This window comes from Martelella alba (assembly GCF_005217455.1).
In the GTDB taxonomy this organism is placed as follows: domain Bacteria; phylum Pseudomonadota; class Gammaproteobacteria; order Enterobacterales; family Enterobacteriaceae; genus Acerihabitans.
Genome location: NZ_SZPQ01000002.1, coordinates 163,323 through 177,686, shown reverse-complemented (window position 1 = coordinate 177,686; position 14,364 = coordinate 163,323). Strand labels below are relative to the sequence as shown.

Genomic DNA, 14,364 nt, shown 5'->3' with positions numbered 1-14,364 from the left:
CCATAGGCCATACCTTTACTTTACACTTCTCATTTGCATTCGTGCCGTTGCAATTTTTACAATCGTTACACTAGGGGAAACAGTCATTGTGAAAAGCTACTCTTTAAAATTATTGAGTATTATCATCGCAACAGGGCTTTGGCCGCCGGGCGTAATGGCTTCGGACTGGTCGCTCGGCGCGTCGGCATTTCGATCGACTTCGCCTTATAAAGGCGGCGATGAGCGTATCAAACCCTTTCCAGTGATTAACTATGACGGCGACAGCCTGTATATCCGCGGGTTGAGCGCCGGGTATTATTTGTGGAAAGATCAACAAAATCAATTATCATTAACCGTCTCCTATCTGCCTTGGGGGTTTAAGCCCGACGACGATGATTATGGTTATATGAAAAAGCTTGATGAACGCCGGTCCACCGCGATGGCGGGCATCAGCTACCGGTACAGCGCTGAATGGGGCATCGTTCGGGGGCAATACCTCGGCGATATCCTTAATAACAGCAATGGATTTGCCGCTGATCTGGCCTATCTGTATCCCTTCCACTTCCAGCGTCTGACGCTGCTGCCGGGTGTCGGCGCCGGCTGGGCCAGCGGCAAGCAAAACGACTATTACTTCGGCGTCAGCTCCCACGAAGCCCGCCGTAGCGGACTCGAACAATACCAGGCCGACGACGGCTGGTCGCCGTATCTTGAGGTCACGGCCCTGTATGCGGTCACCGACAACTGGCAAGCGATGTTAATGGCGCGATACACGCGATTAAGCGATGAGGTCAAGGACAGCCCCATGGTGGATGCCAGTTCCACGACCCTAATTGGTGCCGGGATCACCTATCGCTTTTAAATGGTGCGGCGCATGCACCATATTAGCGCCTTTTTAGAATATTGCATTAAAATAGTGCGATTGCCGTGATTCATGAGAACAGGAGAATGATGACCATGAAACAGGTGATTTTTCCAGACGGCGTTTCGGTGCCGGCCATCGGCCAGGGTACCTGGTACATGGGGGAACGCGATGGCGATAAAGAGCGCGAGGCGCGCGCGCTGCGGCGCGGTCTCGATCTGGGCCTGACGTTAATCGATACCGCGGAGATGTATGCCGAGGGCGGAGCGGAACGGGTGGTCGGTCAGGCCATACGCGGTCGCCGGGACGATGTATTCCTGGTGTCCAAAGTCTATCCCCAGAATGCTGGCGGTCAGAAAGCGGTAACGGCCTGCGAAAACAGCTTGCGCCGGTTGCAAACCGATTATATCGATTTATATCTGCTGCACTGGCGGGGCGGTATCCCCCTGGCGCAGACCGTTGTCGCCATGGAGCGTTTGCAGCAGGCGGGCAAGATCAAGCGCTGGGGCGTGTCCAACCTGGATTTGGCGGATATGCAGGCGTTGTGGTCGGTACCCGGCGGCAGCGCTTGCATGACCGACCAGGTTCTTTACCACCTGGCCTCCCGCGGTATCGAATATGACTTGCTGCCCTGGTGCTGGCGACAATCGTTGCCGGTTATGGCGTATTGTCCGTTGGCCCAGGGCGGGAAATTGCGCAGTGATTTGTTGGATAATCCGGCGGTGATCGGCATCGCAAAGGAACTTAGGGTGACGCCGGCCCAGATTCTGCTGGCCTGGGTCATTCGCCAACCGGGGGTGATTGCGATTCCCAAGGCCGGCAACGACGCGCATATTAAAGAAAATGCCGAAGCGCTGAATATCCTGTTAAGCGATGCGCAACTGCACACCCTTGACGAGGCATTTCCGGCGCCCAGGCGCAAGACCCACCTGGATATCGTCTGAGAGCCGGTTGAGCCGACGGGAAACGAACGGCTTCCCGTCGGTGTTCAATCAAAGCTTGCGCACGCTGATGGTTGTCGACAGCCGTGCGGGAGCGGCGTTGGTGGCGATGAGAGGATTGTTGACCCGGGCGGTTTCCACGCAGACATAGGTCTTGTAGCCGTCATCGGTGATGTCGGCGATATTCTTGGTCAGTTCGGCGCCGGGATTCCAGGCCACGACATCGCTGTGGTTATGGTGGCGGATTTCAATGACGCGCTTGAGCTGCGGGTCGCGAATCTGGCTGACCGCCTCCGGATGGGTATAGACGCGATCGATTTCTTCGCCATGGAAGGCCAACTCGCCTTGCTGCTTGGCGGTAATGCCGTTGTTGACCTTGTCGATATAGGTATCCCCCAGGCCCGAGACGCGAATAGCGTCGATGGCGCCGATGGTAAAATAGCTGTGCAGCGCCGCAGTGTTTTGGAAGTCGCCCCGCGCTTCCAGCGTGACTTCGCAGGTGGCGCCCAGAACGAAGTTTGCGGTCAGGGTAAACGGTTTGGGCCAATATTGTTCTGTGGCGGTGTTATCGCGTAGGGTGAGCGATAGAGTCACTTTTTCGTCATCTTCCTGATGTTCCGTCAACTGCCAGGGCAGAATACGGGCGAAACCGTGATTGGGACTGGCGACTTTGCCAAACCACGGCCAGCAGACGGGGATACCGCCACGGATGGCCACGCCTTCCTTGAAAGCGCTGGCGTCGCTCAGCCATAACACCGGCGCTTCCCCCGCCGGCTGCCAGGCGACAAGATGGGCGCCTTGCAACGTTACGGCGGCTTTTACCCGCGGGTGATCGATAACAATAAGGGGCAACTGGTCCAACTGGCGCAGACTGACGGATGAGGAAAGCGCTTCTTTGACGGGTAAAGAGAATAACGTATCTTGCATAGTCGGCCTTCTTAATGTGTGAATGCGGTTCAAATAAAAAGGGCGACATCACTGTCGCCCTCCATACGCTCTCAATCGCGATTATTTCTTGGCGATATGGGCAATCAGATCCAGCACCTTGTTGGAGTAACCGGTTTCGTTATCGTACCAGGAAATCAGTTTGACAAAGTTGCTGTTCAGGGCGATGCCCGCTTTGGCATCGAATACGGAAGTCAGTTTTTCGCCGTTAAAATCGGTGGAGACGACGTCGTCGGCGGTATAGCCCAGGATGCCTTTCAGCTCGCCTTCGGAGGCGGCTTTCATCGCGGCGCAGATTTCTTCATAGGTCGCGCTCTTGGAGATACGGGCGGTCAGGTCGACGACCGACACATTCGGGGTCGGCACACGGAATGACATACCGGTCAGTTTGCCGTTCAGTTCGGGGATAACCTTGCCGACGGCCTTGGCGGCGCCGGTGGACGACGGGATGATGTTCTGGGATGCGCCGCGGCCGCCGCGCCAGTCTTTGTGAGACGGGCCATCGACGGTTTTCTGGGTGGCGGTGGTGGCATGCACGGTGGTCATCAACGCTTCAACGATACCGAATTTATCGTTGAGAACCTTGGCCAGCGGTGCCAGGCAATTGGTGGTGCAGGAAGCGTTGGACACGATGTCCTGGCCGTCGTAGGATTTATGGTTGACGCCCATGACGAACATCGGCGTGCTGTCTTTGGACGGGCCGGTCATGACCACTTTTTTCGCGCCAGCGGTAATGTGCTTACGGGCGGTTTCGTCGGTCAGGAAGATACCGGTGGCTTCGGCGACGACGTCAACGCCTACTTCGCCCCACTTCAGGTTAGCCGGATCTTTTTCTGCGGTAACACGGATGGTTTTGCCGTTTACAACCAAATGGCCGTCTTTCACTTCCACGGTGCCGTTAAAGCGGCCGTGGGTGGAGTCGTACTTGAGCATGTACGCCATGTAGTCAGCATCCAACAGGTCGTTAATCGCAACGATTTCGATATCGCTGCGCTCCTGCGCGGCACGGAAAACAATACGGCCGATACGGCCAAAACCGTTGATACCTACTTTGATAGTCATATATTCCACCAGCTATTTGTTAGTGAATAAAAGGTTGGTTGTAAATTTACAAAAACCTCGTGCAGCGTCAAGCGGAATCGTGTCAATTGTTGCTACAAATCAATCCAAATCACCCGGTTTGCACGATAAACGTTCGTTCCGCCGCCTGCACAGCTATGAATAATATGAGGCTCATCGCCTTCAAATGAAACTGCACTGGGTTATCAAATGTGAAGAAGATCACACTTTCCGCTCACGTTGTCTTTCGTTAGCCAGTTTAAGCTAAAAAAGACCTGCATGTTGTTAATTATTTGTTATAATATATCGATATATGCGACTTTTTTTTAATGAATCGCCCGAGAATAGCACTTATGGCTAAAGATGAAACGTTCCCGTCACAGAGGGAGACCCTGACCGAAATGCAACGCTATGTGACCCAACAGCGGGGGACTGAGCCGCCTTACAGCGGCAAGCTGCTGGAAAACAAGCGGACCGGACAATATCATTGCCTGTGCTGCAATGCGCCGTTGTTTTATTCCTCCGCCAAATATGACTCAGGCTGCGGTTGGCCGAGCTTCTACCAGCCGGTCGGCGATGACGCCATCCGCTATCTGGATGACGATTCTCACGGAATGCGGCGCGTGGAAATCCGTTGCGGGCATTGCGACGCGCATCTGGGCCACGTTTTTCCGGATGGGCCGCAACCTACCGGCGCGCGTTATTGCGTTAATTCCGCATCGCTGCGCTTTAAGGACGAACAAAACGGCGACGAGATCAGCGGTTAACAGGGGCAAAAGCGGTAGGAATAATTGGCTTTAACGATTCAGCTATAACCTAACCCCCTCTCGTCGCGTCGTGGCAACAAGGCTTATGATGAGGATAATTATGTTGCTTAGCGGTTTCCCCCAGGGGGCGTGCCATGGAAATTGACGCATTGTTGGCGCAATTGACCCCGGAAATCTATCAGCGTCTGGTGACGGCGGTGGAACTCGGTAAATGGCCCGACGGAGTGCCTCTTACAGAGGAACAAAAAGCCAATTGCCTGCAAATGGTCATGTTGTGGCAGGCCAGGCATAATCATCAGCCCGACCATATGAGTATTGATACCGACGGCAATATCGTTATGAAGAGCAAACGGGAATTGCTGGCCGCATTGACCGACCCACCGGCAGAGCTTTTCCGGGGGCGGCCCGACTAACCGGGCGCGCAGTCCCAGAGCCCGGGTTCCCGGACGAAATCCACCAGGGTCGCCAGTCGGGCGCCGGCCATGCGCATCGCCTCCAACGCGGCGCCGCTATCGCCGGGCGTCAGGTCCACGCCCCGGCAACCGTCGGTCAAAACCATCACCGTGTAGCCCAGCGACAGGGCATCCAGCACGGTGAACTTCACGCAGTAGTCGGTGGCCAGGCCCATGATGAGCAGTGCGCTGATATTGCGCTCCTTGAGCCAAGCGTGCAATACCGTCCGGCCCCGGTGGCCATTGTCATAAAATGCGCTGTAGCTGTCGATATCGGTCTGGCAGCCTTTATAAACCCGCTGGTCGATGCCGGCGGCGTTAAGGGCCGGGTGCAACTGCGCGCCGGGACTGTGCTGAACGCAGTGCACCGGCCACCACACCTGCGGCAATCCCTCCAGTTCGCCCAATTCGCCGATTTCGCCGCCGGAATTGATCGCGAAACTGCGATGATCGGCCGGATGCCAGTCAATTGAGGCCACCACCGGTATGCCCCTTCGCCGGCTGACGGTCATTGCCTCATTAGCCACGGGAATGACCGCGTCGCCGTCGGGGACGGCCAGTGCGCCGCCCTGGCAGAAATCATTCTGCAAATCAATCAGAATCAAAGCCTGTTTCATAAGCTTGCTCCTTTTCGTCGTCGGGCGTCAGCTCGCCGCGCAGGTCACGCTGCATGATCTCGCGAATGCGCGCGGCGGGCAGGGATTGGCTGAGCAGAAAATGCAATTTGGTCAGGGTGGCTTCCACCGTCATATCGAAACCGCTAATTACGCCCGCGCGGGCCAGGGCATTGCCGGTGGCGTACCCGTCCATATCCACCCGCCCGGAGAAACATTGCGTCAAGTTCACCACGATGCTGCCGCGCTCCACCGACCGTCGCAGCTCATCCAGCAGGGCCGGATGCTGGGGCGCGTTGCCGACGCCGTAAGTGCGCAGTATCAACGCCTTGACCGGCTGGCGTAGGAAATTGCCCACCACATCGGCGGAAATACCGGGATATAAGGTAACCACCCCCACTGGCTGCGGCGTAATGGAATGAAGGGTCAACCGGGCGTCCTGGCGCCTGGGCAACGGCGGCGCCAAGCGGCGGATATGGATACCCGCTTCAAGCAGGGGGGGCAGATTGGGCGAGGCGAACGCGTCAAAACCGTCCGCGTGGGCTTTGGTGGTCCGGTTTCCACGAAACAGGGTGTTATTGAAAAACAGCCCGACCTCATTGACCGGATAATGCGCCGCCAGATACAGGGCATTCAACAAGTTGGTCTGCCCATCCGATCGCAGAGCTTCCAGCGGGATTTGCGAACCGGTAATGATGACCGGCTTGCCCAGGTTTTCCAGCATAAACGACAGGGCGGAAGCGGTAAACGCCATGGTATCGGTGCCATGCAGAATAACGAATCCATCGTAGCGATCGTAGTTGCTCGCCACATCCTGGGCGATTTGCCGCCAGTCGTTCGGGGTCATATCCGACGAATCGATAAGCGGCGAATATTCGTGAACAGTGAAATCGGGCATTTCCGGCCGGTAAAATTCAGGCATCTTCGCTAATTGGCGCTGCAAATGCCCCGATACCGGAATGTAGCCGTCAGCGGAACGTTGCATACCGATGGTGCCGCCGGTGTACGCGACATAAATGGATTTTTTGGACATAAGTCATGAGCGCTTGAAGGTGATAGGTCAATTATACGGCTCGTGCAGGAGAACGCCAGCCTTCGGCCATTGACGAAACCGGGTTGGCATGCCGCGGCAAGGGAAGGGCCGCGGCATGCCGTTAACGGTGAGCGCCCGCCGATGAACGGGCGCCGTGGCGATTACCGCACTTCGCCGCAGGACAGGCAATAGGCATAGCGGTTAAGCGGATCGTTGAAATTGGTTAGAATGCCGGGCTGGCCGGTGAACAGCGAGGCCAACTGATTGGCCGGCGCCGGCAGCCAGGCCTGGATCATGGCCGGCAAGCGCGCGTAGACGGACGCGCTGGTCTGCGACAGGATCAAATCGAGCCAACCGGGCTCATCGATATACCAGTTCAGGTAATATTCCTTGAGCTTCGCCAGTTCCGCGGCCTTGGCCACCGCATCGTCGAAATCGCCCAATTGGTCGACCAGACCGTTGGCTTTGGCGTCGCTGCCGGTCCAGACATGGCCCTGAGCGATTTTGTCCACCTGCTCCGGCGTCTTGTGACGGGCCTTGCCCACCAAGGTGATGAAGTTCTTATAGCCGTTTTCGATATTGATTTGCATCATTTGCGAAAATTGGGGCGGCAACGCTTTGGTCACGGCCAGATCCGCCAGCGGCGACGTGGCTACGCCGTCGGTATGCACGCCGACGCTGCCAAGGGTATTTTCGAACGTATTGATGACGCCGAAAATACCAATGGAGCCCGTGAGCGTGCTGGGGCTGGCAATGATGTAATTGGCCGGGGTGGAGATCCAGTAGCCGCCGGAGGCGGCCATGGCGCCCATGGAAACCACTACCGGCTTACCGGCGATGCGGGCCGCTTCCAGTTCTGAACGGATCTCTTCCGACGCGCTTACGCTGCCGCCGGGACTGTTGACCCGAAGGATGATGGCCTTGATGTGCGGATCAAGCCGGGCATCGCGAATTTGTCCGGCAGTGGTATCGCCCCCCACGGACCCCGGCGTTTCCGTACCGTCAATGATAGCGCCATCGGCGAAAATCACCGCGATCTGGCCGCCTTTTTCCGGCTGGGGATGTACCTGGTAGTCATACATGCTGATGGCATTGAGCTCGTTCTTCTGCTTGTCCCATCCGAACGTTTTGATCAGCTCGCCTTCAATGGCGTAACGGGACGCTACCTCGTCCACCCATTTGTTGTGCAGCGCGAATTGGGCGGTATCGCCGTCGACCGCGCGCAAGCCGGCCAGCATGGCATCGGCGCCGGGGAACATCTGCTGCGCCGTGACCTGGCGGTTGGCGGCCACCGTCTGCAGATAGTTGTCCCAAATCTGGCCCAGCCAGCGGCTATCCGCTTGACGGGCCTCCGGGGACATGTCGTCGCGCAGGAAGGGCTCCACCGCCGACTTGTAAGTCCCCACCCGGAAGACATGGGCATTGACTTTCAGCTTATCCAGCAGGCTTTTGTAATAAAGATTATTGGTGGCGAGCCCGTGCAGATCCACCGCGCCCTGGGGTGTAAGGTAAATCCGGTTGGCAAAGCTGGCCAGGTAATACTGGGACTGGTTGTAGCTGTCGCCGATGGCGTAAATGGGTTTGCCGCTATCACGGAACTCACGCAGCGCCTTGCCGATGTATTGCAGCGAGGTGGGGTCGGCGCCGGAGAAATCCTTCAGCGATAATATCAAGCCGGTGATGTTCTGATCGGTTTTGGCCTGGCGTAGCATATCGACCACATCGAACAGCGAATTTTCCTGCAGCCGGTTGCTGGAGGCGCCCAGAATCTCCCGGCCGAGCTGGCGGAATTTGTTATTGACCGAAGTTTTTTCCACCACGACGCCGGTCAAATCCATCAACAAGGCGCCTTTACTGGGTTCCGGAGCTGAGCGATGAACCTGCAGGTAGAAGCCCACGCCAACCACGATGATGGCTATCAGAAACAGGTTGAGGATAAACTCACGGATGAAATTCAACAGATGCCAGCACCATCTGAACGGGCCGGATATTATTCGCCACAATGTGCGCATGTGCTCTCCATAAACCACCTTTTGCAGGTTTCTTGATGTAAAATAACCATGGCGCGGGTCGGACATCGCTGCAATGGCCTAATGCCCGCCGCAAAGGCCGGGACATATTCCTTGTCAGGTATCCTAAAGATACGCCCGTCAAATGTCAGCATGAAAAAAGATAAAAAAATTTACCAAAAAGCGTCATGCTATTACCGGCGACGGGCATAGGGTATCGTAGCCAACTTGATCCCTTTGAGGAGACTGTAATGGATGCACTTGAACTGTTATTAAATCGACGCTCGGCCTCGCGGTTGACGGAACCGGCGCCTGCCGGCGACGCGCTGGACACTATCATTCGCGCCGGTATGCGCGCTCCCGATCACGGCGCATTGCAGCCTTGGCGTTTTGTGTTGATTGCCGGTGAAGGGCGGGCGCGGTTGAGCGAATTGCTTCACCAAGCCGCCCTGAAAGCCGGCTTGGACGAAAAAGGCGTGGATAAAGCCAAAAACGCGCCGTTTCGGGCGCCATTGATTATCGCCGTACTGGCATGGTGCGACACCCAGAGCAAAGTACCCCATTGGGAGCAGGTGGTTTCCGCCGGCTGCGCGGTTCACGCGATGCAAATGGCCGCGCTGGCGCAGGGATTCAATGGTATTTGGCGTACCGGTCTTTGGGCGACGCAGGAGGATGTCCGCCAGGCGTTCGGCTGCCGCGAACAAGATCAAATCGTCGGCTTTCTCTACTTGGGCACGCCGCAATTGAAAGCGTCCACCACTATCATATCTCCTGACACCGAGCCGTTTGTGCGCCATTTTTGAGCCGTTGACAGCCATAGGGTTGACAATCGTTTTACCGATGGAGAGAAATGCAGCTTTTTATTGCCGAAAAACCCAGTCTGGCACGTGCTATCGCCGATATCTTGCCGACCCCGCATCGGCGCGGCGAAGGTTACATTTCGTGCGGTGATGGTTACACTGTCACTTGGTGCGTCGGGCATTTGCTCGAACAAGCCGAACCCGATGCCTATGACGGGCGCTATACGCGCTGGTCGTTGGCCGATTTGCCGATAATCCCCGATAAGTGGCAATTGCGCCCCCGACCGGCAGTACGTAAACAGCTTAATGTCGTTAAGACATTGCTGGCCGAGGCATCGGTCGTCATACATGCCGGCGACCCCGATCGGGAGGGGCAGTTGCTGGTGGATGAAGTGCTGGATTACCTGGAACTGGATGAAGCAAAGCGGCGCAATGTCAAACGCTGCCTGATTAATGATCTTAATCCCCAGGCGGTTGGCAAGGCGGTGGCCCGCCTGCGGGACAATCGGGAGTTCGTGTCGTTGTGCGTGTCGGCGTTGGCGCGCAGCCGCGCCGATTGGCTGTATGGCATTAATATGACCCGCGCCTACACCTTGCTCGGACGAAACGCCGGTTTTCAGGGCGTGCTGTCGGTAGGGCGGGTGCAGACGCCGGTGTTGGGTCTGGTGGTCCGGCGTGACGAAGACATCGAAAACTTTGTACCCAAAGACTTTTACGAAGTGAAAGCGCAAATTGTCACGCCAAAGGGCGAACGTTTCGTGGCGCTTTGGGTGCCGAGCGAGGCGTGCGAAGCCTTTCTCGACGAGGAGGGCCGGTTGCTGCATCGGCCGCTGGCTGAACATGTGGTCGGCAGGATAAGCGGGCAGCCGGCCCTGGTAACGGGGTATCAGGATAAACAGGAAACCCAGGCGCCGCCGCTGCCTTACTCTTTGTCGGCCCTGCAAATCGAGGCGGCCAGACGCCACGGTCTGAGTGCGCAGCAGGTGCTGGATATTTGTCAAAGGTTGTATGAAACTCACAAATTGATCACCTATCCCCGTTCGGACTGCCGCTATCTGCCGCAAGAGCATTTCGCGGGCCGGCAAGGGGTGTTGGACGCCATCGCCGCGCATCAACCCGACTTGATGACCGCCGCGGCGCTGGATACGTCGCGCAAGAACCGCTGCTGGGACGATGACAAGGTCGATGCCCATCACGGTATTATCCCCACCGCCCGGCGAGCCGGCGCAACGCTTACCGGTGATGAGCAAAAAATCTACCGAATGATTGCCGGTCAGTATTTGATGCAATTTTGCGCCGACGCGATTTTCCGCCGCTGCGTTATCGATCTGGTCATCGCCGGCGGTGCGTTCGTCGCCAAAGCCCGGTTTTTGTCCGAGGCGGGCTGGCGTTCTCTCCTGGGGGCGAAAGAACGTGACGAGGACAATGACGGTAGCCCGCTGCCGGTGGTGGCGAAAGGTGATCGGTTGCTTTGCGAGTCGGGGGAAGTGGTCGATCGGCAAACCCAGCCGCCGCGGCCGTTCAACGACGCGACGCTGCTGTCCGCCATGACCGGTATCGCCCGTTTCGTCCAGGATAAAGCGCTGAAAAAAATCTTGCGCGCCACCGACGGACTGGGCACCGAGGCCACCCGTGCCGGGATTATTGAATTATTGTTCAAGCGGGGTTTTTTGTATAAACAAGGACGGCATATCCATGCCAGCGAAAGTGGCCGAGGGCTTATCCATGCTTTGCCTGAGAGCGCCACCCGGCCGGATATGACCGCGCACTGGGAAGCGACGCTCACCAAAATCAGCGAAAAGCAGTGCCGTTATCAGGATTTTATGATGCCGCTGACCGAGACCCTACGGGAATTGATAGGCCAAGCCTGCCGTCAACCGCCGCCGACATCGTTGTGCGGGCTGCCGCCGCACAGCGCGGGTCACAAAACGGCCGGTATAAAACGTCGCACCGGTAAAACGCCCGCCCGGCAAAAACCGCAACGGCGTCGGCAGGTGGAGTGACGTCGCCATACGGACGGCGCCATTGCCTGAGCTAAGGCGTATGGGCGAGCGGTGAAGCAAGCGGGGCGGCGCCCGGTGAACTACAGGCTGAACTCCACCCATACCGGCGCATGATCCGACGGTTTTTCCATTGCCCGGATACGGTAGTCGATTCCGGAGCCCTGGCAGGTGTCCGCCAACGCGCTGGAGGCCAGCAGCAAGTCGATGCGTAATCCGCGGTTATCGTCAAAGCCCCGTGAGCGATAGTCGAACCAGGAGAAACGATCCTGCGTTTTTGGATGCTGCCGCCGGAATGTGTCGACCATGCCCCAGTCCAACAAACGCGCCATCCACGCCCGCTCCTCCGGCAAAAACGAGCATTTGCCGGTACGCAGCCAGCGTTTGCGGTTTTCTTCGCCGATGCCGATGTCGAGATCCGTGGGGCTGATATTCATGTCGCCCATGACCAGCAGTAAGGAGCCGTCGTGGTGGTTCTGCTCAATGTAGTGCTGCAGGGTCTGGTAGAATTTTTCTTTTGCCGGAAACTTAATGGGATGGTCGCGGCTTTCGCCCTGTGGGAAATACCCGTTGACCACGGTTAGCACCCCTTTTTCGGTGGCGAAATCCGCCATGATGATCCGGCGCTGCGCATCAATGCCGTCATCGGGGAAACCGCGCCGGATGGCCAGGGGCTGTTCCCGGCAAAGCAGCGCCACGCCATAATGGCCCTTCTGGCCGTGGAAATAGACGTGGTAACCCAGTTTGGCGACATCATCTACGGGAAACATGTCGTCGTGGACCTTGGTTTCCTGCAACCCGATGACATCCGGCCGCAATGTGTCGATAATTGCGCTTAATTGATGGGGTCTGGCGCGCAGTCCGTTGATATTGAAAGAAACAAACTTCATGTTTGGCGTCGCTGGAGGGGTGGTCGCTTGATGGTACCAGAAAAATCCCGCCATTCAAACGTCGGTGGACAAGGGCCGTCGCGCGTTGCGCGACGTTGTCTCGCTGCGCTCGACTCGAACCTAAGTCGAAGGTTCTCACCCTTCCCCCGAAAGCGGACTCTGTTAGCGAGGGGATGATTGTGGGCGAGCAGGCGTGTTGTGATGATGGTGGTGGGGGAAGGATTCGAACCTTCGAAGTCAGTGACGGCAGATTTACAGTCTGCTCCCTTTGGCCGCTCGGGAACCCCACCAGGCAATTGAGGATTGCTCAAGGCGGGGCGCATCATATCAAATGCGCCGCCGCTGTAAAGCATAAACATGTCGAAAATTATTCACTTGCCGATTTTTTCGGCATAATGCCGATAAACGGCAAAGCGCGATGGCCCAGCGGCGCGTTTAAAAGATGATGGTGCGGTTGTCATAGACAAAGACGCGCTGCGCCAATACTCGGTAGAGCGCGCGGTTTAGCACGTTCTTTTCCACATCCCGACCGGCGCGCATCATATCTTCCGCCGTATAGGTATGATCGACATTAATCACATCCTGACAAATGATTGGCCCTTCGTCGAGGTTATCGTTCACATAGTGGGCGGTGGCGCCGATAATCTTCACGCCGCGCGCATAGGCTTGGTGATAGGGACGGGCGCCGATAAAAGCCGGCAGGAAGGAATGGTGGATGTTTATTAATTGGTTGGGATAGCGTTGCACGAAGCCGGGCGTCAACACCCGCATGTATTTGGCCAGCACCACATAGTCGGGGGCGTAGGCGTCGATTTGCGCCGCCATGCGCGCATCATGGGCTTCGCGCCCGTAGCCATCATGACTGATCAAATGGAACGGAATTTCAAAACGCTCCACCAGGGGACGCAACGTGTCGTGATTGCCGATTACCGCCGCGATATCCATGTCCAGCCCGCCGTAAGCGCTTTTCATTAGCAAATCGCCCAGGCAATGCGCCTCTTTGGTAACCAGAATGACAATCCGCCGCCGGCCGGCATCGTTCAATTCGCGCACCGTGCCCACGGGCAGCACATGATCCAGATCGGCCAGCAGCCGCCTGTCGTCGAACGCCCCCTCCAGTTCCGTGCGCATAAAAAAACGCCCGCTGCGGTGGTCGACGTATTCGTTGTTTTGCACAATGTTCAAGTGATGATTGAAACAAATGCTGGTTATCTGGGCAATCAAACCCTTTGCATCCGGACAGATAGTACGGAGTATTTTTCGTTGAACATTTTGCGGCTGCATTTATTTACCGATCTTATACTATACAAACTTATGAATTCATGGTGAAAATGTCTGATTTTTCTCGGCGGGTTACCGCCCGCAGCATTTCTTGTATTTTTTACCCGAACCACAGGGGCAAGCGTCATTTTTCCGGGGCAGAAACTGTATGCCGTCGATATAATACCAGCGTTCATCCAGTCGGACAAAGCGCGAACGTTCATGAATAAACCCCGGACGCCGGGTTTGACTATGGTAAAAAGTTGCAATGAATTCCACAAATTGCTCAGGGCAATTCGGGTCGGCGGTTGCATTTTTTATCGTGAGGCCTTTCCATTGGCAATCGGGGAAATGGCGGATAATATCGTCGCGCCACTGCCGCGCATGACAATCGGGATGCCAAGTGTCGAGTAAATAGTCAATATTATGCATGACAAATGCCACATAGCGTGAACGCATCAATTGCACGGGTTTGCCAGGCAATACCCGGCCAAGGATAAAAGGTTCGCAGCACGCGGCATAATCGCTGCCGCTGCCGCACATGCATCGTTTTTCCACAGATCACCCGTGCTTGCAAAAATCGCCATGATAGACGTTAACGAGTCTGTTTTATAGCTCATATCGGACAATTTTCATCCGAGAGACGTTTTAGCAGCACATTATTGTAAATTTAGGTGAATGTTTTTTTTTAAAATGGATGCTTTTCAAGGAAATGGTTAAATATTCATTGTCAATGGAGTGCTAAAACCCGATCAT

Annotated in this window: 14 protein-coding genes, 1 tRNA gene and 1 other RNA gene; 6 read left to right on the top strand and 10 right to left on the bottom strand. The window is 56.3% G+C overall.

Annotated elements, in window-relative coordinates; translation table 11 throughout:
* Positions 1-88 precede the first annotated feature (88 nt).
* Positions 89-838, top strand: a complete 750-nt coding sequence (locus FCN80_RS03200) for a MipA/OmpV family protein (protein ID WP_230492459.1) — start codon at positions 89-91, stop codon at positions 836-838.
* Between the two features lie 86 nt (positions 839-924).
* Positions 925-1,782 carry an aldo/keto reductase gene (locus FCN80_RS03195; RefSeq protein ID WP_373880316.1) on the top strand — a complete coding sequence of 286 codons (858 nt, stop codon included), beginning with the start codon at positions 925-927 and terminating at the stop codon, positions 1,780-1,782.
* Between the two features lie 48 nt (positions 1,783-1,830).
* Here the strand turns inward: FCN80_RS03195 and FCN80_RS03190 are convergent, their stop codons facing one another.
* Positions 1,831-2,706: a D-hexose-6-phosphate mutarotase gene (locus tag FCN80_RS03190; protein ID WP_136988444.1), complete on the bottom strand. Its 876-nt coding sequence runs from the start codon at positions 2,704-2,706 to the stop codon at positions 1,831-1,833.
* 81 nt (positions 2,707-2,787) lie between these two features.
* On the bottom strand, positions 2,788-3,786 hold the full coding sequence (gene gapA / locus FCN80_RS03185) for a glyceraldehyde-3-phosphate dehydrogenase (protein WP_170975306.1): 999 nt from the start codon (positions 3,784-3,786) through the stop codon (positions 2,788-2,790).
* A gap of 350 nt (positions 3,787-4,136) precedes the next feature.
* Between gapA and msrB the strand changes: the two genes are divergently transcribed.
* Entirely contained in the window at positions 4,137-4,550 is a 414-nt protein-coding gene (gene msrB / locus FCN80_RS03180) for a peptide-methionine (R)-S-oxide reductase MsrB (RefSeq protein ID WP_136988442.1), read from the top strand.
* 134 nt (positions 4,551-4,684) lie between these two features.
* Positions 4,685-4,963 carry a YeaC family protein gene (locus FCN80_RS03175; protein WP_136988441.1) on the top strand — a complete coding sequence of 93 codons (279 nt, stop codon included), beginning with the start codon at positions 4,685-4,687 and terminating at the stop codon, positions 4,961-4,963.
* Here FCN80_RS03175 and pncA read toward each other — a convergent pair.
* The 3 genes from pncA to sppA all read right to left on the bottom strand — a co-directional run bounded on the left by pncA (position 4,960) and on the right by sppA (position 8,661).
* Entirely contained in the window at positions 4,960-5,619 is a 660-nt protein-coding gene (gene pncA, locus FCN80_RS03170) for a bifunctional nicotinamidase/pyrazinamidase (protein ID WP_136988440.1), read from the bottom strand. The genes FCN80_RS03175 and pncA overlap by 4 nt on opposite strands.
* Positions 5,594-6,649 (bottom strand): asparaginase, encoded by a 1,056-nt coding sequence (gene ansA, locus FCN80_RS03165; protein WP_136988439.1) that lies wholly within the window; start codon positions 6,647-6,649, stop codon positions 5,594-5,596. Before ansA ends, pncA begins: the two co-directional genes overlap by 26 nt.
* A gap of 161 nt (positions 6,650-6,810) precedes the next feature.
* On the bottom strand, positions 6,811-8,661 hold the full coding sequence (gene sppA, locus FCN80_RS03160; RefSeq protein WP_136988438.1) for a signal peptide peptidase SppA: 1,851 nt from the start codon (positions 8,659-8,661) through the stop codon (positions 6,811-6,813).
* A gap of 248 nt (positions 8,662-8,909) precedes the next feature.
* On the opposite strand from sppA, the gene FCN80_RS03155 reads away from it, so the two are divergent.
* The gene (locus FCN80_RS03155; protein WP_136988437.1) at positions 8,910-9,461 is read left to right on the top strand and encodes an NAD(P)H nitroreductase; all 552 of its coding nucleotides are present in this window, start codon (positions 8,910-8,912) and stop codon (positions 9,459-9,461) included.
* A gap of 47 nt (positions 9,462-9,508) precedes the next feature.
* The gene (locus FCN80_RS03150; RefSeq protein WP_136988436.1) at positions 9,509-11,461 is read left to right on the top strand and encodes a DNA topoisomerase III; all 1,953 of its coding nucleotides are present in this window, start codon (positions 9,509-9,511) and stop codon (positions 11,459-11,461) included.
* Between the two features lie 80 nt (positions 11,462-11,541).
* Here the strand turns inward: FCN80_RS03150 and xthA are convergent, their stop codons facing one another.
* The 5 genes from xthA to FCN80_RS03125 form a co-directional block, all read right to left on the bottom strand.
* Positions 11,542-12,348, bottom strand: coding sequence for an exodeoxyribonuclease III (gene xthA / locus FCN80_RS03145; RefSeq protein WP_136988435.1), 807 nt, complete (start codon positions 12,346-12,348; stop codon positions 11,542-11,544).
* A 28-nt stretch (positions 12,349-12,376) separates the two neighbouring features.
* A non-coding RNA gene (locus FCN80_RS03140) (RtT sRNA) lies at positions 12,377-12,508 on the bottom strand.
* 45 nt (positions 12,509-12,553) lie between these two features.
* Positions 12,554-12,638, bottom strand: a tRNA-Tyr gene (locus tag FCN80_RS03135).
* Positions 12,639-12,783: 145 nt separating this feature from the next.
* The gene (gene purU, locus FCN80_RS03130; RefSeq protein WP_136988434.1) at positions 12,784-13,632 is read right to left on the bottom strand and encodes a formyltetrahydrofolate deformylase; all 849 of its coding nucleotides are present in this window, start codon (positions 13,630-13,632) and stop codon (positions 12,784-12,786) included.
* A 69-nt stretch (positions 13,633-13,701) separates the two neighbouring features.
* Positions 13,702-14,166, bottom strand: a complete 465-nt coding sequence (locus FCN80_RS03125) for a YchJ family protein (protein ID WP_136988433.1) — start codon at positions 14,164-14,166, stop codon at positions 13,702-13,704.
* Positions 14,167-14,364: the final 198 nt, after the last annotated feature.

Excerpts from the sequence above, each read along its gene's own strand:
- FCN80_RS03195 (WP_373880316.1), top strand. The coding sequence starts at position 925 with ATGATGACCATGAAACAGGTGATTTTTCCAGACGGCGTTTCGGTGCCG.
- FCN80_RS03190 (WP_136988444.1), bottom strand. The coding sequence starts at position 2,706 with ATGCAAGATACGTTATTCTCTTTACCCGTCAAAGAAGCGCTTTCCTCA.
- gapA (WP_170975306.1), bottom strand. The coding sequence starts at position 3,786 with ATGACTATCAAAGTAGGTATCAACGGTTTTGGCCGTATCGGCCGTATT.
- msrB (WP_136988442.1), top strand. The coding sequence starts at position 4,137 with ATGGCTAAAGATGAAACGTTCCCGTCACAGAGGGAGACCCTGACCGAA.
- FCN80_RS03175 (WP_136988441.1), top strand. The coding sequence starts at position 4,685 with ATGGAAATTGACGCATTGTTGGCGCAATTGACCCCGGAAATCTATCAG.
- pncA (WP_136988440.1), bottom strand. The coding sequence starts at position 5,619 with ATGAAACAGGCTTTGATTCTGATTGATTTGCAGAATGATTTCTGCCAG.
- ansA (WP_136988439.1), bottom strand. The coding sequence starts at position 6,649 with ATGTCCAAAAAATCCATTTATGTCGCGTACACCGGCGGCACCATCGGT.
- sppA (WP_136988438.1), bottom strand. The coding sequence starts at position 8,661 with ATGCGCACATTGTGGCGAATAATATCCGGCCCGTTCAGATGGTGCTGG.
- FCN80_RS03155 (WP_136988437.1), top strand. The coding sequence starts at position 8,910 with ATGGATGCACTTGAACTGTTATTAAATCGACGCTCGGCCTCGCGGTTG.
- FCN80_RS03150 (WP_136988436.1), top strand. The coding sequence starts at position 9,509 with ATGCAGCTTTTTATTGCCGAAAAACCCAGTCTGGCACGTGCTATCGCC.
- xthA (WP_136988435.1), bottom strand. The coding sequence starts at position 12,348 with ATGAAGTTTGTTTCTTTCAATATCAACGGACTGCGCGCCAGACCCCAT.
- purU (WP_136988434.1), bottom strand. The coding sequence starts at position 13,632 with ATGCAGCCGCAAAATGTTCAACGAAAAATACTCCGTACTATCTGTCCG.